22 protein-coding genes are annotated in these 22,457 nt (G+C 73.3%); 16 read left to right on the forward strand and 6 right to left on the reverse strand.

Going from position 1 to position 22,457, the window contains the following annotated elements; translation table 11 throughout:
• Positions 1-14: 14 nt before the first annotated feature.
• On the reverse strand, positions 15-1,235 hold the full coding sequence (locus AB0411_RS24535; RefSeq protein WP_366419440.1) for an amino acid deaminase/aldolase: 1,221 nt from the start codon (positions 1,233-1,235) through the stop codon (positions 15-17).
• 203 nt (positions 1,236-1,438) lie between these two features.
• Here AB0411_RS24535 and AB0411_RS24540 point away from each other — a divergent pair, with 203 nt between their 5' ends.
• The 4 genes from AB0411_RS24540 (at position 1,439) to AB0411_RS24555 (ending at position 5,562) form a co-directional block, all read left to right on the forward strand.
• Positions 1,439-2,710 carry a hypothetical protein gene (locus AB0411_RS24540; protein ID WP_366419441.1) on the forward strand — a complete coding sequence of 424 codons (1,272 nt, stop codon included), beginning with the start codon at positions 1,439-1,441 and terminating at the stop codon, positions 2,708-2,710.
• Positions 2,707-3,876, forward strand: coding sequence for a type VII secretion-associated serine protease mycosin (gene mycP / locus AB0411_RS24545; RefSeq protein ID WP_366419442.1), 1,170 nt, complete (start codon positions 2,707-2,709; stop codon positions 3,874-3,876). The genes AB0411_RS24540 and mycP overlap by 4 nt, the downstream gene beginning before the upstream one ends.
• Before the next feature lie 77 nt (positions 3,877-3,953).
• Positions 3,954-4,685 carry an SseB family protein gene (locus tag AB0411_RS24550; protein ID WP_366419443.1) on the forward strand — a complete coding sequence of 244 codons (732 nt, stop codon included), beginning with the start codon at positions 3,954-3,956 and terminating at the stop codon, positions 4,683-4,685.
• Positions 4,686-4,800: 115 nt separating this feature from the next.
• A complete protein-coding gene (locus AB0411_RS24555; protein ID WP_366419444.1) occupies positions 4,801-5,562 on the forward strand; it encodes an aquaporin in 762 nt (253 codons plus the stop codon).
• A gap of 82 nt (positions 5,563-5,644) precedes the next feature.
• On the opposite strand, the gene AB0411_RS24560 is transcribed toward AB0411_RS24555, so the two are convergent.
• On the reverse strand, positions 5,645-6,025 hold the full coding sequence (locus AB0411_RS24560; RefSeq protein ID WP_086719722.1) for a DUF1844 domain-containing protein: 381 nt from the start codon (positions 6,023-6,025) through the stop codon (positions 5,645-5,647).
• A 332-nt stretch (positions 6,026-6,357) separates the two neighbouring features.
• Between AB0411_RS24560 and infC the strand changes: the two genes are divergently transcribed.
• The 8 genes from infC (at position 6,358) to AB0411_RS24600 (ending at position 15,568) form a co-directional block, all read left to right on the forward strand.
• Positions 6,358-7,068 carry a translation initiation factor IF-3 gene (infC, locus tag AB0411_RS24565; RefSeq protein ID WP_366419445.1) on the forward strand — a complete coding sequence of 237 codons (711 nt, stop codon included), beginning with the start codon at positions 6,358-6,360 and terminating at the stop codon, positions 7,066-7,068.
• A gap of 124 nt (positions 7,069-7,192) precedes the next feature.
• Positions 7,193-7,387 carry a 50S ribosomal protein L35 gene (rpmI, locus tag AB0411_RS24570; RefSeq protein ID WP_016576627.1) on the forward strand — a complete coding sequence of 65 codons (195 nt, stop codon included), beginning with the start codon at positions 7,193-7,195 and terminating at the stop codon, positions 7,385-7,387.
• 104 nt (positions 7,388-7,491) lie between these two features.
• Positions 7,492-7,875, forward strand: coding sequence for a 50S ribosomal protein L20 (rplT, locus tag AB0411_RS24575; RefSeq protein WP_006607577.1), 384 nt, complete (start codon positions 7,492-7,494; stop codon positions 7,873-7,875).
• Positions 7,876-8,007: 132 nt separating this feature from the next.
• Complete coding sequence (locus AB0411_RS24580; protein WP_366419446.1) at positions 8,008-8,862, forward strand: TrmH family RNA methyltransferase; 855 nt, start codon at positions 8,008-8,010, stop codon at positions 8,860-8,862.
• Between the two features lie 83 nt (positions 8,863-8,945).
• On the forward strand, positions 8,946-10,106 hold the full coding sequence (locus AB0411_RS24585) for a sensor histidine kinase (RefSeq protein ID WP_366419447.1): 1,161 nt from the start codon (positions 8,946-8,948) through the stop codon (positions 10,104-10,106).
• A gap of 235 nt (positions 10,107-10,341) precedes the next feature.
• The gene (gene pheS / locus AB0411_RS24590) at positions 10,342-11,466 is read left to right on the forward strand and encodes a phenylalanine--tRNA ligase subunit alpha (RefSeq protein ID WP_366419448.1); all 1,125 of its coding nucleotides are present in this window, start codon (positions 10,342-10,344) and stop codon (positions 11,464-11,466) included.
• Positions 11,466-13,991 carry a phenylalanine--tRNA ligase subunit beta gene (gene pheT / locus AB0411_RS24595; RefSeq protein ID WP_366419449.1) on the forward strand — a complete coding sequence of 842 codons (2,526 nt, stop codon included), beginning with the start codon at positions 11,466-11,468 and terminating at the stop codon, positions 13,989-13,991. Before pheS ends, pheT begins: the two co-directional genes overlap by 1 nt.
• A 356-nt stretch (positions 13,992-14,347) precedes the next feature.
• Positions 14,348-15,568: a PP2C family protein-serine/threonine phosphatase gene (locus tag AB0411_RS24600; protein WP_366419450.1), complete on the forward strand. Its 1,221-nt coding sequence runs from the start codon at positions 14,348-14,350 to the stop codon at positions 15,566-15,568.
• On the opposite strand, the gene AB0411_RS24605 is transcribed toward AB0411_RS24600, so the two are convergent.
• Complete coding sequence (locus AB0411_RS24605) at positions 15,546-16,481, reverse strand: oxidoreductase (RefSeq protein ID WP_366419451.1); 936 nt, start codon at positions 16,479-16,481, stop codon at positions 15,546-15,548. The genes AB0411_RS24600 and AB0411_RS24605 overlap by 23 nt on opposite strands.
• An 81-nt stretch (positions 16,482-16,562) precedes the next feature.
• Here AB0411_RS24605 and AB0411_RS24610 point away from each other — a divergent pair, with 81 nt between their 5' ends.
• The 3 genes from AB0411_RS24610 (at position 16,563) to AB0411_RS24620 (ending at position 19,214) form a co-directional block, all read left to right on the forward strand.
• Positions 16,563-17,153, forward strand: coding sequence for a TetR/AcrR family transcriptional regulator (locus AB0411_RS24610; RefSeq protein WP_366419452.1), 591 nt, complete (start codon positions 16,563-16,565; stop codon positions 17,151-17,153).
• 124 nt (positions 17,154-17,277) lie between these two features.
• Positions 17,278-18,615 carry a transcriptional regulator gene (locus AB0411_RS24615; RefSeq protein ID WP_366419453.1) on the forward strand — a complete coding sequence of 446 codons (1,338 nt, stop codon included), beginning with the start codon at positions 17,278-17,280 and terminating at the stop codon, positions 18,613-18,615.
• Positions 18,616-18,683: 68 nt separating this feature from the next.
• Positions 18,684-19,214 carry an NUDIX domain-containing protein gene (locus AB0411_RS24620; protein ID WP_366419454.1) on the forward strand — a complete coding sequence of 177 codons (531 nt, stop codon included), beginning with the start codon at positions 18,684-18,686 and terminating at the stop codon, positions 19,212-19,214.
• Between the two features lie 30 nt (positions 19,215-19,244).
• Here the strand turns inward: AB0411_RS24620 and AB0411_RS24625 are convergent, their stop codons facing one another.
• Positions 19,245-19,502: a hypothetical protein gene (locus AB0411_RS24625; protein WP_260637951.1), complete on the reverse strand. Its 258-nt coding sequence runs from the start codon at positions 19,500-19,502 to the stop codon at positions 19,245-19,247.
• 329 nt (positions 19,503-19,831) lie between these two features.
• Entirely contained in the window at positions 19,832-20,689 is an 858-nt protein-coding gene (locus AB0411_RS24630) for a 3-hydroxybutyryl-CoA dehydrogenase (RefSeq protein WP_366419526.1), read from the reverse strand.
• Between the two features lie 159 nt (positions 20,690-20,848).
• Here AB0411_RS24630 and AB0411_RS24635 point away from each other — a divergent pair, with 159 nt between their 5' ends.
• Complete coding sequence (locus AB0411_RS24635; protein ID WP_366419455.1) at positions 20,849-22,081, forward strand: glycoside hydrolase family 10 protein; 1,233 nt, start codon at positions 20,849-20,851, stop codon at positions 22,079-22,081.
• A gap of 95 nt (positions 22,082-22,176) precedes the next feature.
• Here AB0411_RS24635 and AB0411_RS24640 read toward each other — a convergent pair whose 3' ends face one another.
• A complete protein-coding gene (locus AB0411_RS24640) occupies positions 22,177-22,386 on the reverse strand; it encodes a DUF1918 domain-containing protein (RefSeq protein WP_086719562.1) in 210 nt (69 codons plus the stop codon).
• Positions 22,387-22,457: the final 71 nt, after the last annotated feature.

A 22,457-nucleotide genomic window follows, 5' to 3' on the forward strand; every position in this document is an offset into this window, starting at 1 on the left:
GGCGAGGGCCGCCCCTAAAGAAAGGCGTGGCCCTCGCCGCGGTACGTCGGCACCGTCCCCACCACCCGGTCCCCGTCGACCAGGTGCAGCTCCGTGAACCGCTCGCAGAGCTCACCGGCCTTCGCATGCCGGAACCACACCTTGTCGCCGACCCGCAGGCCGTCGGCGGCCGGCCCCAGCAACGGCGTCTGCACCTCGCCCGGGCCCTCCTGCGGGTCGTAGCGCAGCCCGGCCGGCAGACACGGCACCGGCAGCCGGTCCGCACCCGCCACCCCCGACGCCGGATAGCCGCCGCCCAGCACCGTGACCACACCGGGCCCCGGGCGGCGCACGACGGGCAGGGCGAACAGCGCCGCCGGACGCCCGCTGAACGAACGGAAGTTGTCGAACAGCCGCGGCACGTACAGCCCCGACCCGGCCGCGACCTCGGTGACCGCCGCCTCCGCCGCGGTGTGCTGCACACTCCCGGTCCCGCCGCCGTTGACGAACTCCAGCCGCGGCGCCACCGCCCGCACCGCACGCACGGCCTCCCAGCGGCGCTGCGCCAGCTCCTTGCGGGCCGCCGCCTGCATCGTCCGGATCGCCCGGGAGAACACCGGCCGCCCGGCGACCTCGTCGCCCACCCCGGCCACATGCCCCTCGTACGCCATCAGCCCCACCAGCCGGAAGCCGGGGCGGCGCGCCACCATCCGGGCCAGAGCGGCCAGTTGGTCGGGCGCCCGCAGCGGCGAGCGGCGGGCACCGATCCGTACCTGCCCGCCCAGCAGCCGGTAGGAGGTGTCGAGTTCCAGGCACACCCGCACCTCCTCGCCCGGCCCGCCGGCCGGCCGGGCCGCGTCGATCAGATCCAGCTGGGCCGGGTCGTCGACCATCACGGTCACGGCGGCAGCCGGCTCCGGGGCGCCCGTCAGCTCGGCGAAGCCCGCCCGGTCCGCCGACGGATAGGCCAGCAGGACGTCCGTGAAGCCCGAGCGCGCCAGCCACAGCGACTCGGCGAGCGTGAAACTCATGATCCCCGCGAAGCCGTCCCGCGCCAGCACCCGCTCCAGCAGCGCCCGGCAGCGCACCGACTTGCTCGCCACCCGGACCGGCTTCCCCTTCGCGCGGCGCACCAGATCGGCGGCGTTGGCGTCGAAGGCCCGCAGGTCGACGACGGCCAGCGGCGCGTCGAGAGCGGCGGTGGCCTGGTCGTAACGGGCTTTGTCGGCATACGTATCGACTGTGTGCGGGGACATGGCCGCAGCCTGCCAGACCGTCCTACCGCTGGGTAGAGGGGAGTTTGCGACAGAGCGGACATGGGTTGGAGCACCCAGGGCGCCAGCCCTTACAGTGGCTCGACACCGCAACCAGCAGGTCAGCGGCGTGTTGTCCGGATACGAACCACCGTGCCCCGATTGCGGATCGAGGCCGGAGGTCAGCGGCGCAAGGGGGAGCGCGGGTGAGCACCGACGCTGAATTCGCCGAGACGCGGCACATCCCGCCCATACCCCCGCAGCCGCCCCGACGGCCCGCCCCGGCGCCGGCCGAGGACCCCCACACGGCCGTGCTGCGCCGGGTACCTCCCGAGCCGCCGATGCCGCCGTCCGTGCCCGCCGCCCCGTCCGGCCCCGGCGCACGCCCCGTCCCGCCCCGCCCCACCGTCCCGCCCCGTGCGCAACCCCCCGCCGCCGGCGCGCCGCTGCCGCCCCGCCCGGACCGCGCCCCCGGCTCCCCGGCCCCCACCGCACCGCCTGCCCCCGAGGCCGCGCCGCCCACCGCCTTCCGTGACACCGCCGCCTTCCACCTGGCCCACAGCCAGGACCTGTGGAGCGGCGCCGGCGCCGGGCCGGACACCCGCAGGCCCCCCTCCGCCGCGCCGCCCGGCAATGTGCCGTGGCCCCGCACCCCGCTCCCGCCCCGGCACGGCGGGTCCGCCCCCGGCGCACCGGCCGCCTCCTGGCGCCGCCCCGGCGCCCGGGTGCTCCTGGCCGCGGCCTGCCTGGTCCTCGGCATCGGCCTCATCGGCGGTGCGGCGGCCGGGAGTTGGCTCACCGAGGACGCCTCCGGCGCCGCCCCCACGGCCGAGGCCGTCTTCGCCAAGGGCCGCGACGTCTGGCACGCCACCCCCGTCGACACGCTCTTCCCGCGCGTCGTCGACGGCCTGGGCGTCGGCCCGGGCGGCGCCGACCGCACCTGGACCCGGATCGCCGTCGCCCCCGACAGCGGCTGCACCGGCGCGTACGACGCGAAGCTCGCCGCCGCGCTCGCCCCGGCGGGCTGCGTCCGGCTGCTGCGCGCCACCTACATCGATGCCACCCACAGCTCCGTCATCACGGTCGGCGCACAGATCACCAAGGCCGACGCGGCCGGGATGATGGCCCTCAACGCCCGCTTCAGCACCAAGAACCTGGGCCTGCGCACGGACCTGATGCCGCTGCCGTACGCGAAGAAGGCCACCCCGGCGGCGGACTTCGGGCGCGCCCAGCGGGCCAGTTGGACCGTCCGGGTGCTCACCGACCTCCCCGCCGTCGTCTACGCCGTCTCCGGGTTCGCCGACGGCCGCACCTTCACCGATCCGCAGCCCGCCGAGGCCGCGGTGCGGCCCGGCACCACCACCGCCCCGGCCGAATCCGGCCTGGGCCACGACGCCAAGGACCTGGCGGACCGCATCGAGGCGGACCTGCGCAAGGCGGCCGGCAGCCCGGCGCACAAGAGCGAGGATGCGTCATGACGAAGACCGCGCTGCGCGGCGCCGCCCTCGCGCTGGCCTCCTCGGTGCTCACCGTGCTCCCGGCCGTCCCCGCACGTGCCGACGCCCTGCGCGCCCAGGAGTGGGCCCTGCAGGCCGTCCACGCCCAGAAGGCCTGGCGCACCACCAAGGGCGAGGGCATCACCGTCGCCGTCCTGGACACCGGCGTGGACGCCAACCACCCCGACCTCGAAGGCCAGGTGCTGCCCGAGCAGGACCTGGTGGGCTTCGGCGCCGGGCCGGGGGACTCCGCCTGGGCCCAGCACGGCACCGGCATGGCCAGCATCATCGCGGGGCACGGCCACGGCCCGGGCCGCGAGAACGGCGTGCTCGGGATCGCCCCGGCCGCCAAGGTCCTGCCGGTCCGGGTGATCCTGGAGGACGCCGACTCCCAGCGCGAGCGGGCCCGCACCGAGAAGGCGGGCGCGCTCGCCGACGGGATCCGCTGGGCCGCCGACCACGGGGCCGACGTGATCAACATGTCGCTGGGCGACGACAGCGAATCCGCGCACCCCGAACCCCGCGAGGACGCCGCCATCCAGTACGCCCTCGGCAAGGGCATCCCCGTCGTCGCCTCCGCGGGCAACGGCGGCCAGAAGGGCAACCACGTCTCCTACCCCGCCGCCTACCCGGGCGTCATCGCGGCCACCGCCGTCACCCACCTGGGCGGCCGGGCCAAGTTCTCCACCCGGCACTGGTACGCCACGGTCAGCGCGCCGGGCTTCGACATCGTCATGGCCGACACCGGCGACGGCTACCTCTCGGGCTGGGGCACCAGCCCCGCCGCCGCGTTCGTCTCCGGCGCCGTCGCCCTGATCCGCTCCGCGCACCCCGGCCTGAGCCCGGACCAGATCCGCCGGCTGCTGACCTCCACCGCCCAGGACCGGCCCGAGGGCGGCCGCGACGACGACTACGGCGCCGGGCTGATCGATCCCGCCGCCGCCCTGGAGGCCGCGGCGGACCTCGAGCCCGCCCCGCAGAAGCCCGCCCCCGCCCGCTACACCGGCCGCTACTTCGGTCCCGGCCCCACCGCCGACGCCGCCGAGAACACCCCGGTCAACTGGCTGCCCTGGGCCGCCGGCGCCGCCGGCCTGGCCCTCCTCACGGCCGCCGTCGTCCTCTGGCGCGGCCGGCCCGGGCAGCACTGACCGGCCGGCCCCCACCGGGCGGGCCTCCCACCGGCCCGCACGGCAGGGGCCCCGTACCCGGCCGATACGCTCACGTCGTGCAGAAGAACATCCCGGATCCCGGTTTCTCCGACGACGACGGCTCCGCCGACCCCGCACTCGCGGCGGCCCTGGCGGCGTACGCCTCCGACCGGGCCGCCGAGCCCCGGCTCCTGTCGGCGCTGGCCGGCGCGCGCGTCCTGGTGCCCGTGGTGGCCGTCCTCGGCGAGGTCGAGACCGGGCCCGACGGGCTGCGCCGCGAGAAGACCAGCGACATGGCCGTCCCCACGCTCCAGGCCCCCGACGGGCGCCGCGCCCTGCCGGCCTTCACGTCCATGGAGACCCTCCGGCGCTGGCGGCCCGACGCCCGCCCGGTCGCGGTCCCGCTCCCGCAGGCGCTGCTCGCCGCGTCCCACGAGAAGGCCGACACGGTCGTCGTCGACCTCGCGGGCCCGGTCACCTACCAGCTCACCGGATCGGCCCTGCGGGCGCTGGCCGAGGGCCGCACGAGCGCCGACCCGCTCGACGACCCGGCCGTCACGGGTGCCCTGCGCGCCCTGCTCGACGCCGAACCCGGCGTGCTCGTCGCCCGTCTCGCCCCGTCCGCCGAGACCGACGGCACCCTCGCCGTCGGCCTCGCCGCCGACGCCCCGGCCGCCGAGGTCGCCCAGCGGCTGGCCCGCGCGCTGGCCGCCGACGAGATCCTGCGCGAGCGCCTCGTACGGGGCCTGGACCTGGCACTTCTGCCGCCCGGTGCCACGACGGCACAGGAGCCGTTCTACCGGCGCTGACCCCGGAGCCGGGGCGCGGGTGCGACGCCCGGGCCCCCGGCCGCCGACGGGCGGGTTCCTCTCCAGGGCCGCACAATGCGAGGAGAGCTCAAGATCCACGCGAGGAGAGCCCCCCATGGAGAAAACGGAGATCTCGACGGTACTGACCCGCCCGGTCGTATCCGAGTTCCTCGGCACGCTGCTCCTGGTGTTCTTCGCCGTCGGCTCGGCAGTGCTGGCCGGCGAATACATCGGCACCTTCGGCATCGCCCTGGCCTTCGGCTTCACCCTGGTGGCGCTTGCCTACGCCCTCGGCCCGATCTCGGGCTGCCATCTCAACCCCGCGGTGACGCTGGGCATGCTGCTGGCCCGCAGGCTCACCCTGCGCACCGCGGCCGAGTACTGGATCGCCCAGGTGGTCGGCGCCATCGCCGGCTCGGCGCTGCTGTTCCTGGTGGCCCGGCAGGTCCCGGGGCTGCAGACCCACGGGTCCTTCGGCACGAACGGCTGGGGCGACCGCTCGGCGGTCCACATCAACCTCGGCGGCGCCTTCGTCCTCGAAATACTGATGACGTTCCTGCTGGTCTACGTGTGGCTGTCGGTCACCCACAAGATCGCCGTGATCGGCTTCAACGGCATGGCGATCGGCCTGGCCCTGGCCACCGTCCACCTCCTCGGCATCCCCCTGGACGGCACCTCGGTGAACCCGGCACGCTCCATCGGCCCCGCGCTGTTCGCGGGCGGCGCGGCCATCGCCCAGCTGTGGCTGTTCATCGTCGCGCCGCTGATCGGCGGCGCCCTCGCCGCGGTGGTGCACCAGGTCACCCATCCGCCGCACGAGCCGGTCCTCGTCGCCGACGACGCGGTGCCGCACGAGCCCGCGGCCGGATCCGACTGACCCCCGCGCCCGCCGCCCGTACGCGACGAGCCCCGGCCCTTCCCGGGCCGGGGCTCGTCGTCGGATCGCGGTGGCGCGGCTCTCAGCCGTAGACCGGGCCGGTGAACTTCTCCCCGGGGCCCTGGCCCGGCTCGTCCGGCACGACCGAGGCCTCGCGGAACGCCAGCTGCAGCGACTTCAGCCCGTCCCGCAGCGGTGCCGCGTGGTACGAGCCGATCTCGGTGGCACTGGCGGTGACCAGCCCGGCCAGCGCCTGGATGAGCTTGCGTGCCTCGTCCAGGTCCTTGTGCGCCGCACCCTCCTCGGCGAGCCCGAGGTTGACCGCCGCCGAACTCATCAGATGCACCGCGACCGTGGTGATCACCTCGACCGCCGGCACCTCGGCGATGTCACGGGTCATGGAGTCGAAGTCGGGGTTCGCCGCGTCGGGCGCATCGGGCTGCTGCGGTGTCTGGTCGCTCATGTCTTCGGGCTTCTTCCTGCTGAGGGCTTCGGCTCCAGCCTATGGGCACCGGGCCCGGGCCCCGCGTCCGGGAGTGTCATCCTGGCGCGGGGACCCGGCCCCGGCGGCACAGGAGTGGGTGCCACCCCTTGACTCGTGTATTCTGGTGTTCCGACCGGCCGGACACGCATGTGACCGGCCCACAAGTGGAGGCTCCGATCTCCCACCCGGCCGACCTCACGGTTGGCGGGTCAACGGTCCGGCTGCGCCCCGCGAGACTCGCGACGGTGCTCCAGATCTATGTGGAGCCCCGCCTGTGTCCCGTCCGGGGCATTTTTCATGTACCGGCGCGGTTGGTCACACCGAAAAGACGTTACGCGGCAGTCCGCCAGGCCGTCGCGTGGTGCTACCGAGGAGGATCCATCAGCGCCGAGCCCCGCATCAACGACCGGATTCGCGTTCCCGAAGTGCGACTTGTCGGTCCCAGCGGCGAGCAGGTCGGGATTGTTCCGCTTGCCAAGGCCCTTGAGCTTGCTCAGGAGTACGACCTCGACCTGGTCGAGGTGGCGGCGAACGCTCGCCCGCCCGTCTGCAAGCTCATGGACTACGGGAAGTTCAAGTACGAGTCGGCCATGAAGGCCCGTGAGGCGCGCAAGAACCAGGCGCACACGGTCATCAAGGAGATGAAGCTCCGGCCGAAGATCGACCCGCACGACTACGACACCAAAAAGGGTCACGTCGTCCGGTTCCTCAAGCAGGGTGACAAGGTCAAGATCACGATCATGTTCCGTGGTCGCGAGCAGTCCCGCCCCGAGCTGGGCTTCCGGCTGCTGCAGCGGCTCGCGTCCGACGTGGAGGACCTCGGCTTCATCGAGTCGAATCCGAAGCAGGACGGCCGAAACATGATCATGGTGCTCGGTCCGCACAAGAAGAAGACCGAGGCGATGGCCGAGGCCCGTGAGGCGCAGGCCGCCCGCAAGGCGGAGCGCCAGAGCGGAGTTGCCGCGGACCCGTCCGTGGACGAGCCCGCCGAGGAGCCCACCGAGGAGCACGCCCAGGCGTGATCCCCGAGGCGTGAGCCCCGGTTCGCGCCGGGGCACCCCGCCCCGGACATCAATCGATATGCATGACGCTCCCGCTTGCCGGTTTCAGCCTGCGGGAGCGCCACTGACGAGGAGAGAACGGCGCATGCCGAAGAACAAGACGCACAGCGGTGCCAGCAAGCGCTTCAAGGTCACCGGCTCCGGCAAGGTGCTGCGTGAGCGCGCCGGCAAGCGCCACCTGCTCGAGCACAAGTCGTCCCGCGTGACGCGTCGCCTCACCGGCAACGCCGAGATGGCCCCGGGCGACGCCGCGAAGATCAAGAAGCTTCTCGGCAAGTGAGCCGCCGCGCCCCACACAAACGAGGGGGCGCGCGACTCGGACCGGGACCCAATCGAACCGGGCCGTGTGACGACAACCACGGCCCCGCTACAAGGAGTTAACAAGTGGCACGCGTCAAGCGGGCAGTCAACGCCCACAAGAAGCGCCGGGCGATCCTCGAGCAGGCCAGCGGCTACCGTGGCCAGCGCTCCCGCCTGTACCGCAAGGCGAAGGAGCAGGTCACCCACTCCCTCGTCTACAACTACAACGACCGCAAGAAGCGCAAGGGCGACTTCCGTCAGCTGTGGATCCAGCGCATCAACGCCGCTGCCCGCGCCAACGGCATGACGTACAACCGCTTCATCCAGGGTCTGAAGGCCGCCAACATCGAGGTGGACCGCAAGATCCTGGCCGACCTCGCGGTGACGGACGCCAACGCGTTCGCCGCGCTCGTCGAGGTCGCCCAGAAGGCGCTTCCGAGCGACGTCAACGCCCCGAAGGCTGCCTGAACTCCAGCCTGACGACGTTGTGATGCGGACCCGCAGGCCCCGGCCTGCGGGTCCGCCGCTTTTCCGGACCGGCCGGGTCCCCCGTGACGGACCGGCCCCCACGCACCGAACCACAGAAGCGAGCCGCCGCCCATGGGCACCCCCGAGCTGATCTCCCCGCGATCCCCGCGCGTCACCGCCGCCAGGAAGCTGGCCCGCCGCGCCGTCCGCGGCAAGGAGCGCCGGTTCATCGCCGAGGGCCCGCAGGCCGTACGGGAGGCCATCGCGCACCGCACGGGCGGCGCGCCCACGCTCATCGAGCTGTTCGCCACCGTCGAGGCGGCCGAGCGGCACACCGAGATCGTCGAGGCGGCCCGCGCGGCCGGGGTCCGGGTCCACTTCGCCGACGACCGGACCGTCGCCGACATCTCCCAGACCGTCACCCCGCAGGGCCTGCTCGGCGTCTGCGGGTTCCTGGACTCGCCGTTCGAGGAGATCCTCGCCGCCCGCCCGCAGTTGATCGCGGTGCTCGCCAACGTCCGCGACCCCGGCAACGCCGGCACCGTGCTGCGCTGTGCGGACGCCGCGGGCGCGGACGCCGTCGTGCTGACCGACGCCTCCGTGGACCTGTACAACCCCAAGTCCGTGCGCGCCTCGGTGGGTTCGCTCTTCCACCTGCCGGTCGCCGTGGGCGTACCCGTCGAGCGGGTGGTGAGCGGGCTCCAGGCGGCCGGCGTCCGGATCCTCGCCGCCGACGGTGCGGGCGACCGGGACCTGGACGCCGAGCTGGACACCGGCTCGATGGGCGGGCCCAGCGCCTGGGTCTTCGGCAACGAGGCCTGGGGCCTGCCGGAGGAGACCCGGGCCCTGGCGGACGCGGTGGTCCGCGTCCCCATCCATGGCCGGGCCGAGAGCCTCAACCTCGCGACGGCCGCGGCGGTCTGCCTCTACGCCTCCGCCCGGGCCCAGCGCAGCCCCGGCGGCTGCCGCACGGTGTCACCCGCCTGAGGGGCGTCCACCGGAACCCCCCGGCACTTCCGATCCGAGCTAGTAGGCTTGCGTGCCCGGGGGACCGGAAGGGGGTAACGGGGATGAGTGTGAGGACTTCCGGCACCGCGGTCACCGCCGGCAGCTGCCCGTCCGACGCGCCGGAACGCGGACGGCCGACCGCCGCTGCCGCGGGCCCGGAGGCCCTGGGCGCCGGTCTCGGGCTGGATCCCGACGACCTGCCCGACGGCCTGGTCGTCGCCGACGAGACCGGCCGGGTGATCTGCTTCAACACCGCGGCGGCCCGGATCACCGACATCGCCCCCGGCGACGCGCTCGGCCGCTGTCTGGAGCACGCCCTGCCGCTGCAGGACATCGAGGGCCGCCGCTGGTGGCGGCTCACCGACCCCTACGGCGGGCTCGCCATCCGCCGCGGCCAGCCCGAGCGCAATCTGCTGCTCGGCGGCCGCGAGGTGCTGGTATCGGCCCGCTACGTCCGCAGCCGCCCGACGGGTCCCGTCCAGCGGCTGGTGATCGCGCTGCGCGGCACCGAGGCCCGGCGCCGTACGGAGCTCAGCCACGCCGAGCTGATCGCCACCGTCGCCCACGAACTGCGCTCGCCGCTCACCTCCGTCAAGGGCTTCACCGCCACCCTCCTCCAGAAGTGGGAACGCTTCACCGACGACCAGAAGCGGCTGATGCTGGAGACGGTGGACGCCGACGCCAACCGCGTCACCCGGCTGATCGCCGAGCTGCTGGACATCTCCCGGATCGACTCCGGGCGGCTGGAGGTGCGCCGCCAGCGGGTCGACATGAGCGCCGCGGTGCGCCGGCACGTCCAGGCGCAGACCACCGCGGGCCAGCGGCCCGACCGGTTCCTGATCCGGATGCTGGAACCGCTGCCCGATCTGTGGGCGGACCCGGACAAGGTGGACCAGGTGCTGGGCAACCTGCTGGAAAATGCGGTGCGCCACGGTGAGGGAACCGTCACCATCGAGGTCGGACCGGTAGTGGACGCGACCAGCGCAGAGGGGACGTGCGTCACCGTGAGCGACGAGGGCCCCGGCATCCCGGAGGAGTCGATGAGCCGCGTGTTCACCCGCTTCTGGCGGGGCAGCAAGCGCGGCGGCACCGGCCTGGGCCTCTACATCGTCAAGGGCATCGTCGAGGCCCACGGCGGGACGATCACGGTCGGCCGTGCCCCGGCCGGCGGCGCGCAGTTCCGATTTAGCCTGCCCGTCGCGGCCCCGGCCTTTATGAATTAGAGGTGTCGCGCAGCGCCGTGCAAGGGTGGCGGCGGGCGACGGACGGGAGGAAGCGGCGGGCGCCCCGCAGGGGCTCGGGCCTGCCGCGTGGCCCGTCCCCCTTAGACTTGACCTTTGGCACCTTTGGCGCACAGGCATCGCGGGCGCAGCGCGGGCTCGGCAGCCGACCTTTGTGATCGAGGAGCCGAGGCGACGCGAGCCAAGCCAAGCCAGTCCACCGGAAGCACGGGAAGAGATGTCCGCACCCAATAAGTCGTACGACCCTGTCGAGGTCGAAGCCCTGAAACCGGAAGAGATCGCCGCACGGCTGGACGAGGCGCTGGCCGCCATCGCCGCCGCGGACTCTCTGGAGGCGCTGCGTGAGGTGAAGGTCGCGCACACCGGCGACCGCTCGCCGCTCGCGCTCGCCAACCGCGAGATCGGCGCCCTGCCCCCGCACGCCAAGGCGGACGCCGGCAAGCGCGTCGGCCAGGCCCGCGGCCGGGTGGGCCAGGCGCTCAAGGCCCGCCAGGAGGAGCTGGAGGCGGAGCGGGACGCCCGCGTGCTGGTCGAGGAGGCGGTGGATGTCACGCTGCCCTACGACCGCACCCCGGCCGGCGCCCGGCACCCGCTGAGCACCTTCATGGAGCGGGTCGCCGACGTCTTCGTGGCGATGGGCTACGAGGTCGCCGAGGGCCCCGAGGTCGAGGCGGAGTGGTTCAACTTCGACGCACTGAACTTCGTGCCCGACCACCCGGCGCGCCAGATGCAGGACACCTTCTTCGTCCAGGGTGAGGGCACCGAGGGCGACGAGTCCGGCGTCGTGCTGCGCACCCACACCTCGCCGGTCCAGGCCCGTACGCTCGTCGACCGCGAGCCGCCGGTGTACGTCGTCTGCCCGGGGCGGGTCTACCGCACCGACGAGCTGGACGCCACGCACTCCCCGGTCTTCCACCAGATCGAGCTGCTGGCCGTCGACGAGGGCCTGACCATGGCCGACCTCAAGGGCACCCTCGACCACATGGTCCGGGCGCTGTTCGGCCCGGACATGAAGACCCGGCTGCGGCCGAACTACTTCCCGTTCACCGAGCCGTCCGCCGAGATGGACATGGTCTGCTACGTCTGCCGTGGCGCGTCCGTGGGCAACCCCGACCGTCCCTGCCGCACCTGCTCCAGCGAGGGCTGGATCGAGCTGGGCGGCTGCGGAATGGTCAACCCCAAGGTGCTGATCGCCTGCGGCGTCGACCCGGAGAAGTACAGCGGGTTCGCCTTCGGCTTCGGCATCGACCGGATGCTGATGTTCCGGCACAACGTGGAAGACATGCGTGACATGTTCGAAGGCGACGTCCGGTTCACCCGGCCGTTCGGGATGGAGATCTGATGCGGGTCCCGCTTTCTTGGCTGCGGGAGTACGTCGACCTGCCGGCGACGGAGACCGGCCGTGACGTACAGGCCAAGCTCATTGCCGTCGGCCTGGAGGTCGAGACCGTCGAGCGCCTCGGCGAGGGCCTCAAGGGCCCGCTCGTCGTCGGCCAGGTGCTGACCATCGAGGAGCTGGAGGGCTTCAAGAAGCCGATCCGCTTCTGCACGGTCGACGTCGGCGACGCCAACGGCACCGGCGAGCCCCAGGAGATCGTCTGCGGCGCCCGCAACTTCTCCGTCGGCGACAAGGTCGTCGTGGTGCTGCCCGGCGCCGTCCTGCCCGGCGACTTCAAGATCGCCGCCCGTAAGACGTACGGCAGGAAGTCGCACGGCATGATCTGCTCCGGCGACGAGCTGGGCATGGGCGACGACGGCACCGGCGGCATCATCGTGCTGCCGCCCGAGTACGAGGTCGGCACCGACGCCATCGAGCTGCTGGAGCTCGTCGACGAGGTGCTGGACATCGCCGTCACCCCGGACCGCGGCTACTGCCTGTCGATGCGCGGCGTCGCCCGCGAGACCGCCACCGCCTACGGCCTGCCGCTGCGCGACCCGGCGCTCCTCGACGTGCCGCCGCCGAACTCCGCCGGCTACCCCGTCCAGGTCTCCGACCCGTTGGGCTGCGACCGCTTCACCGCCCGTACGGTCACCGGTCTGAACCCCGGCGCGCGCTCCCCGCTGTGGATGCAGCGCCGGCTGCAGAAGGCCGGGATGCGTCCGGTCTCGCTGGCCGTCGACATCACCAACTACGTGATGCTGGAGCTCGGCCAGCCGCTGCACGCCTACGACCGCACCAGCGTGGACGGTCCGATCGGCGTCCGCCGGGCGACCGCGGGCGAGAAGCTCACCACCCTGGACGGCACCAAGCGGGTGCTGGACGCCGCCGACCTGGTCATCACCGACAACCGCGGGCCCATCGGCCTCGCGGGTGTCATGGGCGGCGCCAACACCGAGATCGCGGGCGGGGTCACCGACCCGGAGACCGGCGAGCAGCGCGGCACCACCGACGTGGTGATCGAGGCCGCGCACTTCGACGCGCTCTCCATCGCCCGTACGGCCCGCCGGCACAAGCTGTCCTCGGAGGCCGCCAAGCGCTTCGAGCGCGGGGTGGACCCGGAGGCCGCGTCCGCAGCGGCGCAGCGGACCGTCGACCTGCTGGTGCTGCTCGCGGGCGGCACCGCCGAGGACGGCGTCACCGGGGTCGTCACGCCCAGCGGGCCGCGCACGATCACCATCTCGGCCGACCACCCCGACAAGGTCGCCGGTGTCGCCTACGGCCGGGAGACCGTCGTCCGCCGCCTCCAGCAGGTCGGCTGCGACGTCTACGGCCAGGACGAGCTGGTCGTGACCGTGCCGTCCTGGCGGCCGGACCTCAGCGACCCCAACGACCTGGCCGAAGAGGTCATCCGGCTGGAGGGCTACGAGAACCTGCCCTCCACCCTCCCGAAGCCGCCGGCCGGCCGCGGGCTGACCGAGCGGCAGCGGCTGCACCGCCGGGTCGGCCGGGCGCTGGCCGGGGCGGGCTTTGTCGAGGCCCTGAACTACCCGTTCACCGGCTCGCACGTCCTCGACCAGCTGGGCATCGAGCAGGACGACCCGCGCCGCGACGCGGTCACCCTCGTCAACCCGCTCTCCGACGAGGAACCCGACCTCCGTACGACGCTGATCCCGGGTCTGCTGAACGCACTGCGCCGCAACTACGGCCGGGGCACGCACGACCTGGCGCTCTTCGAGACCGGCCCGGTCTTCCGGGCGACCGGTGACGAGCAGCCGGCCCGCCGGCTGGTGGTCGACCGCCGGCCGACCGACGACGAGATCGCCTCGCTGGACGCCTCCCTCCCGCAGCAGCCGCGGCGTGCCGCCGTGGTGCTGGCCGGCGGGCGCGAGCAGGACGGCTGGTGGGGCGGTGCCCGCCCGGCGATCTGGGCGGACGCCATCGAGGCGGGCCGCACCGTCGCGCGGGAGGCGGGGGTCGAGCTGATCGTCCGGCAGGACCAGCACGCGCCGTTCCACCCGGGCCGCTGCGCGGCGCTGCTGGCCGTCGTCGACGGCGAGGAGATCCTCGTCGGCAACGCCGGTGAGCTGCACCCGCGGGTCATCAAGACGCTGGCCCTGCCGGAGCGCACCTGCGCGATGGAGATCGACCTGGACCGCCTGGAGCGGGCCGCCGCCGGACCGCTGCGCGCCCCGAAGATCTCGGCCTTCCCGGTCGCGACCCAGGACGTCGCCCTCGTGGTCGACGACACCGTCCCGGCCGCCGAGGTCGAGGGCGCGCTGCGCGACGGCGCCGGTGAACTGCTGGAGTCGCTGCGGCTGTTCGACGTCTTCACCGGCGAGCAGATCGGCGCGGGCAAGAAGTCGCTGGCGTACGCGCTGCGCTTCCGCGCCGCCGACCGGACGCTGACCGCCGAGGAGGCCTCGGCGGCCCGTGACGCGGCGGTCGGTGCGGCCGTGGAGCGGACGGGAGCGGTGCTGCGCGGCTGACGTGGGCCCCGCGGCCCGCGACGACGTGTGGTGAAGGGTGCGGGCGCGGACGGTGACACCGTCCGCGCCCGCACCTTTTCGCTGTGCGGCGGGCGGTTGTGGTGCGGCCTTGTGGGGCGTTGGCCGGACGCGCCGAGGGCGCCCGGGGCGGGCGCGGGCGTGCCTGTGGGGCGCAGGGCGACGATCCGATCCGTACACCATCACTCAATCGGGTGATGGTGTACGGATCGTCGCCGGGTGGACACGGTACGTCGCGAGAATCGACCCGTCGTGGCGGCCCGCGCGAGCGCGCCGGCGGGCCGACCGACCCGCTCACGCCTGCTAGAGGGGACCACCGGGCTAGGGGGACCATCGGCATGATCCGTACCTGGGCGAGGGGCCGAGGACGCGCCGGAGCGGCAGCCGCCCGGCGCGCCTTCGTCTTCGTCCTGCCCGGCCTCTGGGTGCTCGGGGTGGTGATCTGGGAACTGTGCCAGCCGACCAGCGGCCGGCTGCTGCAGCTGCTCGCCGCCGCGCCGGCCATCGCCTGCGCGGGCACCGGCCGTCGTCAGTGCGTGCTGCTCGGCGGGGTGTGCGCGCTGCTCGCGCTGGTGCCGTTCGGCGCGGTGGAGCCCGGTGCCGGGGTGGGGACGCGCCTGATGACCTGCGGGGCGATCCTCGCGGTGATCGGCGCCAGTTATCTGACGGCCCGGCGGCGGCTGCGGCTGTTACGGGAGCTGGAGTGCACCCGGGAGGTCGCCGTCGCCGCGCAGCGGGTGGTGCTGCGGCCGTTGCCCCGCCGGATCGACGGCGTGCTGCTGGCGGCCGACCACCTCTCCGCGAGCGAGGGGGCGCTGGTCGGCGGGGACCTGTACGAGGTCGTGGGGACCCGGCACGGGGTGCGGGCGGTGATCGGGGACGTGCGCGGGCACGGCCTGGAGGCCATAGGCACGGTCGCCGCGATGCTCGGCAGCTTCCGCGAGGTGGTGCACGACGAGCCCGAACTCGGCGAGGTGCTGCGCCGGTTGGAGCGGTCGCACCGGCGGCATCTGCACGAACGGGCGCGCGGCGCGGGGGTGGCGGGCGGTGACGGGGACCCGGCGGGCCGGCTCGCGGAGGAGTTCGTGACCCTGTTGCTCCTGGAGGTGGCGCGGGACGGGTCCGTCACGGCGCTGAACTGCGGGCACCCCTGGCCGTACCGGGTCGCCTGCCGGGCGGTCGACCCGGTGGCGCCGGCCGAGCCGATGCCGCCGCTGGGGCTGTTCCCCCTGCCCGAGGAGCTCTCCGCGGTGGGGTGCGGGCGGCTGCGGCCCGGTGAGGGGCTGTTCCTGCACACCGACGGGGCGGCCGATGCGCGGGACGCCGCGGGGGAGTTCTTTCCGCTGGCCAAGGAGCTGCGCAGCAGTGTCGAGGCGGCCGCGGCGCCGTGCGGGCCCTCGCCCGCGGGGGTGGTGGGGGAGGTGCGGGAGGCGCTGCTGCGGCATGCGGGCGGGCGCCTCACCGATGACGTGGCGTTGGTGATGCTGAGCAACGACCGGGTGCGGGTGCCGGCGCCGTCGGCCGGCACCCCGCCTCCTAGCGCGCGCCTTCCGCGGTGACCTCCCGGCCGGCTGGGGCGGGGAAGGTGACGCCGGTCAGTTCCTCGGACGCCCGCCACAGGCGCCGGGCGGTCTCCGGGTCGGCGGCCGCGGGCGTCCTGCCGACCATCGTCGGTGCGCCGCGCATCTCGCCGAGGCCGTCGGGGCCGAGGTAGGAGGCACCGGGCAGGTCCTGGGTGGCGGCGTAGAGCGTGGGGAGCGCGCCGGCCTTGTTGTCCTGGGCGACCACGCGGTTCCCCACCCGCATCACCGCGCGCCGCAGCGCGCTGACGTCGGCGCCCTGGAGGTTGGTGGCGGCCCAGCCCGGGTGCGCGGCGAGCGCGCGCACCGGCGATCCGGCAGCCGCGAGGCGGCGCTGGAGTTCCAGGGTGAACAACAGGTTGGCCAGCTTGGACTGGCTGTAGGCGGTGACGGGGCGGTAGGCGCCGGTCAGGTTCAGGTTGTCGAAGTGGATGCGGTTGCCGGGCATCCGGTGGGCCCCGGAGGACACGGTCACCACGCGGTCGGTGACGTGCGGCAGCAGCAGGTTGGTCAGCGCGAAGTGCCCGAGGTGGTTGGTGCCGAACTGCCTCTCGAAGCCGTCCTTGGTCCGGGACTCCGGGATGTTCATGACGCCGGCGTTGTTGATCAGCAGCTCGACCGGGGCGTGCCAGGCGGCGGCGAACTCGCGTACCGAGGCGAGGTCGGCCAGGTCGAGGCGGCGGACCTCGACGCTGCCCCGGGCGCCCCGCACGGTGTCGGCGGCAGCCTCGCCGCGTGCGGTGTCGCGTACGGCGAGGACGACATGGGCGCCCGCCCGGGCGAGGGCCTCGACGGTGGCGATGCCGAGTCCGCTGTTGGCGCCGGTCACGATGGCGGTGCGGCCGGTCTGGTCGGGAATGTGGGTTGCGTTCCATTTCGGGGTGTGAGCCATGGCTTCAATGTAGGCAACGCCAACAATGATGTCAATGCCAACAATGTAGCCAGTGAATACATGGGGGATAGGATGGCGGTCATGCAGACTCGTCGTTACCACCACGGAGACCTGCGCGCCGCGCTGCTCACCCGCGCCGAGCGGACGCTCCGCGAGAAGGGGCCGGGCGCACTGTCCCTGCGGGAGCTGGCCCGCGACCTCGGCGTCAGCCATGCCGCGCCGAGCCGGCACTTCAAGGACAAGCAGGCGCTCCTCGACGCGCTGGCGCTGGCCGGCTTCGAGCGGCTGGACGAGGCGCTGGCCGGCTCCCGGGCGGCGGGCGAGACCTTTGCCGACCGGCTCGGCGGGCTCGTCCGCGCCTATGTGGACTTCGCCCTCGCCAATGCCGAGTTGCTCGACCTGATGTACACGGTCAAGCACGACCCGGCGGCGTCCGAGGAGCTGATCACGGCCGCTCAGCGGCTGGGGGCGATGGCGGTGGAGCTGGTCGCGGAGGGGCAGCGCAGCGGTGAGGTGCGCGAGGGGCCCGTCGACGACATCGGCATGCCGGTGTTCACCACCCTGCACGGCTTCGCCAGCTTCGCGGTGAGCAGTGTGCTCTCCGCCGAGGAGGTCGAGTCCGGCCTCGACGCGGTCATCGCGTACATGGTGCGGGGCTGCGCGCCGAGTTGAGCCGCCGGATCCCTTCACACCCCGTGTGAGGGGCGCTTCACTACGCTCGACTGACAACGTGGTGAAGTCGACAAGGCCATGAGCTGATGGCCCGTGGGCGGGCCCGGCTCACCGGGAGGCCGGCATGGAGCCCAACACCCTGCTCGACGCGATTCTCGACGAGGCCGGCATCTCGCACGCCGGTCTCGCCGCGCGCATCAACCGGCTCGGCCGGTGCCGCGGTCTGGCACTGCGGTACGAACACACCGCGGTGGCCCGGTGGTTGAAGGGGCAGCGGCCGCGCGGGCAGGTCCCCGACCTCATCTGCGAGATCCTCGGCGAACGGCTGCACCGGCCGGTCGGGCTCGACGACATCGGGCTCAGCGGCCCGGGGACGCAGCGGGCCGCCGACACCCCGCTCTCCGGTTTCGTGGAGCGGGCCACCGCGCTGTGGCGGTCCGACGAGCAGCAACGGCCGCACATCCTCGCCGCCCCGGCGCTCACCGGTACCTCGGCGGTCATCCCCGTGTGGGAGTGGGAGAACCCTCCCGAGGACTCCGATGTGTCGCGCGACGGGCTCACCCGGGTCGGCACGGCCGACATCGAGATGCTGCGCGCCGCGCGGACGCACTACGAGACGATGTACCGGAAGGCGGGTGGTATCGCTACCAGAGCACGCATCGTGGGATTCCTGAACGCCGAGGCGGCGCCGCTGCTGCGGGGCAGCTACAGCGATGCGACGGGGCGTCAGCTCCACCGGGCGACCGGCGGACTGGTCGCGGTCGCCGGCATCTGTGCGTACGACTCGGACTCTCTCGGGCTGGCCCAGCGCTACTTCCATCAGGCGCTGCGGCTGGCCAAGGCCAGCGGGGACCGCGGGCTCGGCGCGTATGTGATCGCGCTGCTGGTCAACCAGTCCCTCTTCGTACGGGAGTACCGCCAGGCGGTCGCCTTCGCGGAGGCGGCGCTGCGGGCCGCGGGCCCGCAGATCACCCCGGCGCTCTCCGCGGACCTCTACGCGATGCAGGCCAAGGCCTACGCCCGGCTCGGCGACGGCGCGGGCGCGCTGTCGTGCATCCGGCGCGCGGAGGCGGCCGCGGAGCGCATCCGGCCCGGTCTGGAGCCGGCCGAGACGGGCTATGTCCAGCCCGGCCTGGTGAACGTCCAGGTGGCGGAGGCGCTGCTCAGCCTCGGTGACCTGCGGGCCGCCCGGGAGCAGGCGGACGCCGCCGTCGACACCCCCGCACACGACCGCGGCCGGGTCCACCGGCTGGCCATGCTCACCCATATCGAGCTGCGCCAAGGCGATGCGGACCAGGCCGTGGCCAATGCCGCGCAGATGACGGAGCAGGCTCGGGGCATGGAGTCGCAACGGCTGCGGGACCGGCTGCGGGCGGTGCGCGAGCATCTGGCGGAGACCGGGAGCTCCGCGACGGACGAGGCTGCCGATCTCATCGACGAGGTGCTGCGCGTTCCGCTGTAGGGCGTGGGTCACGCCCCTGACCGGGCTCGTGTCACCTTGCCGGCCCTACAGCGGAAGGTGGCAGTCACGTGCGTTGGAACAACCTCAGCGAAAAGCCCGTCTATGCGAACCCCTGGTTCAGGGTCAATCTGGCCGATGTGGAACTGCCCGACGGCCGGCACCTGGACCACTATCTGATCCGGATGCGGCCCGTCGCCGTGGCCACGGTGGTCAACGAGGCCAATGAGGTGCTGCTGCTGTGGCGGCACCGGTTCATCACCGACACCTGGGGCTGGGAGCTGGCCGCCGGTGTCGTCGAGGACGGCGAGGACATCGCGGCGGCGGCCGCCCGGGAGATGGAGGAGGAGACCGGGTGGCGCCCGGGCCCCCTCCACCACCTCCTCACGGTGGAGCCCTCCAACGGCCTCACCGATGCCCGGCACCACATCTACTGGTCCGAGGAGGGCGAGTACACCGGCCTGCCCCAGGACGGCTTCGAATCCGACCGGCGGGAGTGGGTGTCGTTGAAGCTGGTGCCCGACATGGTGGCGCGGGGGGAGGTGCCGGCCGCCAACATGGCCGCCGCACTGCTGATGCTGCATCACCTCCGGCTGGGCTGACCGGAGCCGGCCGGTGGCCGCGTCCGGCGGTCACCGGCCCAGGACCTGCCACAGCGCCACCGCCAGCGCCGCGAGCCCCGTGAGCGCGGCGAGGGACGGCAGTGGCCAGCGGGTGTGCTCCAGGCGTGTGACGCGGGAGTGCACCTCGTCCGCGTCACGCGCGTGCTGCTCGGAGCGCTGGGCGAGAAGGGCGAGTTGGCCGTCGACCCGGGCGGTGCGGACGTCCAGGAGACGCCTCAGCTCCGCTAAGTCGGCGGTGACCAGATCGGGTTCGGGGTGGGCGGTCACGGTCCGCTCCTCATTCCTTCAGTCAGCGACTTCGTTGTCCGTACGGGCAGCAGTCAACTGCCCTGCGGCGAAGGACGGGAGCGTGTGCGGCGGGGATATGCGGGTCTGCGGTTCACACCCCGTGCGAAGTGACGGAGCGTGGCGGTAGGGCGGATTCGTACGGGGTGTGAACCGCGCACCCCGACCGGGGCGGTTCACACGCTCCCGTGCGGGTGCGCACGGGAGTTGACTCGGAGGTGTCACGGGGGCCGACGCCGGCGGACGGGCGCCCGCCGGCCCGGGGTCCGCCCGCCGGTTTTCCCCCGAGCGGCGGGCGGGCCGCCCCGGGCTCAGTACGGGTAGAAGCCCGACCCCGACTTGCGGCCCAGCCGGCCCGCGTCGACCATCCGCGCGAGCAGCGGGGGAGCGGCGTACAGCGGCTCCTTGTACTCCTCGTACATGGAGGCGGCGACCGAGGCCACGGTGTCCAGGCCGATCAGGTCGGTCAGCTTGAGCGGGCCCATCGGGTGGGCGCAGCCCATCTCCATGCCGTTGTCGATGTCCTCGCGGCTGGCGATGCCCGACTCGAACATCCGGATCGCGGAGAGCAGGTACGGGATCAGCAGGGCGTTGACGACGAAGCCCGAGCGGTCCTGGGCGCGGATCGCGTGCTTGTCCAGCACGCCCTGCACCAGGGCCTCGGCGCGCTTGATGGTCTCCTCGCCGGTGGTCAGCGCGGGGATCAGCTCGACGAGCTTCTGCACCGGGGCCGGGTTGAAGAAGTGGATCCCGATGACCTGGTCGGGGCGGGAGGTGGCGACCGCCAGCTTCACCAGCGGGATCGACGAGGTGTTGGACGCCAAGATGGCGTCCGGGCGGGTGATCACCTGGTCGAGGACCTGGAAGATCTCCGTCTTGACCTGCTCGTTCTCCACCACGGCCTCGATGACGAGATCGCGGTCGGCGAACTCGCCCAGATCGGTGGTGAAGCTGAGCCGGTCGAGCGTCGCGTCGCGTTCCTCGGCAGAGATCTTGCCGCGTTCGGCGGCCTTGCCGAGGGAGTTGGTCAAGCGGGTGCGGCCCAGCTCCAGGGCTTCGCCGGTGGTCTCCGCGACCATGACGTCCAGCCCGGCGCGGGCGCACACCTCGGCGATGCCTGCGCCCATCTGGCCGCAACCGACCACTCCGACGCGTTCGATGTCGGTCACATCGTGCCTTTCGCTGATCTTCAGGACCGGCGGTACGCCGTAAGGGTCCGGCACCCGCCTTTGGCCCGACGTTACTCCGCGCGGTGCTGTGCTAAGGGGGCCGGGGCGGGCATTCTGAGCCCTCAGGACGGGACGAACCGGACAACCTGGGGATTTTTGATGAGGCGTATCACACGCAGAGGGTTCGCGGTGGCCGCGCTGGGCGCGGCCTCGTCGCTGCTCACCACCACGGGTGCCGCGGCGCCCGCGGACCGTGCGTCGCGGCGCGAGATGCGGGGCATGTGGCTGGCCACCGTCGCCAACCTGGACTGGCCCTCCAGCGCGCGGCTCCGGCCGGCCGAGCAACAGCGCGAACTGAGGGCCCACTTCGACACGGCCGTCGCCCGCAAGCTGAACACCGTGTTCTTCCAGGTCCGGCCCACGGCGGACGCGCTGTGGCCCTCCCCGTACGAGCCGTGGGCCGCGTACCTGACCGGGCAGCAGGGCCGCGACCCCGGCTGGGACCCCCTCGACTTCGCGGTCCGCGAGGCCCACCGGCGCAACCTCGAACTCCACGCCTGGTTCAACCCGTACCGGGTCGCCAACCACACCGACCCCGGGCGGCTCACGCCGGACCACCCCGCCCGCCGGCACCCCGACTGGGTCCTCCCGTACGGAGGCAAGCTCTACTACAACCCCGGTCTGCCGGAGGTGCGCCAGTTCGTCCAGGACGCGATGTTCGACGCGGTGCGGCGCTACCCCGTCGACGGGGTGCACTTCGACGACTACTTCTATCCGTACCCGGTCGCCGGGCAGCGGTTCGACGACGACGCGGCGTTCGACGAGTTCGGCAGCGGCTTCGAGAGCCGGGCGGCCTGGCGCCGGGACAACATCGACCGGCTGGTCTACGAAATGGCGGCCCGGCTCCGCGACGAGGGCGGGCGGGGCGGGCGCCGGGTGCCGTTCGGCGTCGCCCCGTTCGCGGTCTGGCGCAACCGCGCCGCCGACCAGCACGGCTCGCGCACCCAGGCAGGGGTGCAGACCTACGACGACCTGTACGCCGACACCCGCCGCTGGGTGCGCGAGGGCTGGCTCGACTACATCGTGCCGCAGGTCTACTGGCCGCTCGGCTTCGCGGCCGCCGACTACGCCGAACTCGTGCCCTGGTGGGCCCGGACCGTGGACGGCACCGGGGTGGACCTCTACATCGGCGAGGCCCTCTACAAGGCGGGCGAGGCGCAGCCCGCCGCCTGGAAGGACCCGGCCGAACTCTCCCGCCATGTCACCTTCGCCCGCGGCTATCCGCAGGTGGGAGGCCATGTCTACTTCTCGGCGAAGGAGGTCGCCAAGGACCGGGCGGGAGCCATGGCGAGGGTGGTGCGGGACCACTACGCGGGGACGGCGCGGGCCTAGCGGCGGCCCCGCGCGGGCTGATCCGCACGCGCCGCGGCGGCGGTCCGCCGACGGGATCCGGGCACCGGCCGGTGTGAGCCGTCCGGTGCCGGGGTCTACCTGCCGGAGTCGACGTCGGTGACCTTGCCGTGCCTGACGACCGAGTCGGGGCCGGGAGACATGATCGCCTCATGACCGTCCTCGGCGCGGACGCGGTAGGGCGGATCGCCGTTCGGGCCCAGTACTTCGACGATTTCGACGACCTTGTCGTGATGCCCGACGGTCCTGCCGTGCACCACCAGCCGGTCGCCCCTGCTTGCATGCATCAGGGTCCTCCCCGCCTCGGGGCGGCCGTACGACCCGGCGGCCGGCTGAGCGGCGGCCGGCGGTTGAACGG

Source organism: Streptomyces angustmyceticus (genome assembly GCF_040701845.1).
GTDB classification, from domain to species: domain Bacteria; phylum Actinomycetota; class Actinomycetes; order Streptomycetales; family Streptomycetaceae; genus Streptomyces; species Streptomyces angustmyceticus_A.

Coding starts and splice junctions, on each gene's coding strand:
- AB0411_RS24615 (WP_366419453.1), top strand. CDS start 17,278: ATGGAGCCCAACACCCTGCTCGACGCGATTCTCGACGAGGCCGGCATC.
- AB0411_RS24585 (WP_366419447.1), top strand. CDS start 8,946: ATGAGTGTGAGGACTTCCGGCACCGCGGTCACCGCCGGCAGCTGCCCG.
- AB0411_RS24580 (WP_366419446.1), top strand. CDS start 8,008: ATGGGCACCCCCGAGCTGATCTCCCCGCGATCCCCGCGCGTCACCGCC.
- rpmI (WP_016576627.1), top strand. CDS start 7,193: ATGCCGAAGAACAAGACGCACAGCGGTGCCAGCAAGCGCTTCAAGGTC.
- AB0411_RS24610 (WP_366419452.1), top strand. CDS start 16,563: ATGCAGACTCGTCGTTACCACCACGGAGACCTGCGCGCCGCGCTGCTC.
- AB0411_RS24600 (WP_366419450.1), top strand. CDS start 14,348: ATGATCCGTACCTGGGCGAGGGGCCGAGGACGCGCCGGAGCGGCAGCC.
- mycP (WP_366419442.1), top strand. CDS start 2,707: ATGACGAAGACCGCGCTGCGCGGCGCCGCCCTCGCGCTGGCCTCCTCG.
- pheT (WP_366419449.1), top strand. CDS start 11,466: ATGCGGGTCCCGCTTTCTTGGCTGCGGGAGTACGTCGACCTGCCGGCG.
- AB0411_RS24555 (WP_366419444.1), top strand. CDS start 4,801: ATGGAGAAAACGGAGATCTCGACGGTACTGACCCGCCCGGTCGTATCC.
- AB0411_RS24635 (WP_366419455.1), top strand. CDS start 20,849: ATGAGGCGTATCACACGCAGAGGGTTCGCGGTGGCCGCGCTGGGCGCG.
- AB0411_RS24535 (WP_366419440.1), bottom strand. CDS start 1,235: ATGTCCCCGCACACAGTCGATACGTATGCCGACAAAGCCCGTTACGAC.
- AB0411_RS24605 (WP_366419451.1), bottom strand. CDS start 16,481: ATGGCTCACACCCCGAAATGGAACGCAACCCACATTCCCGACCAGACC.
- AB0411_RS24560 (WP_086719722.1), bottom strand. CDS start 6,025: ATGAGCGACCAGACACCGCAGCAGCCCGATGCGCCCGACGCGGCGAAC.
- AB0411_RS24640 (WP_086719562.1), bottom strand. CDS start 22,386: ATGCATGCAAGCAGGGGCGACCGGCTGGTGGTGCACGGCAGGACCGTC.
- pheS (WP_366419448.1), top strand. CDS start 10,342: ATGTCCGCACCCAATAAGTCGTACGACCCTGTCGAGGTCGAAGCCCTG.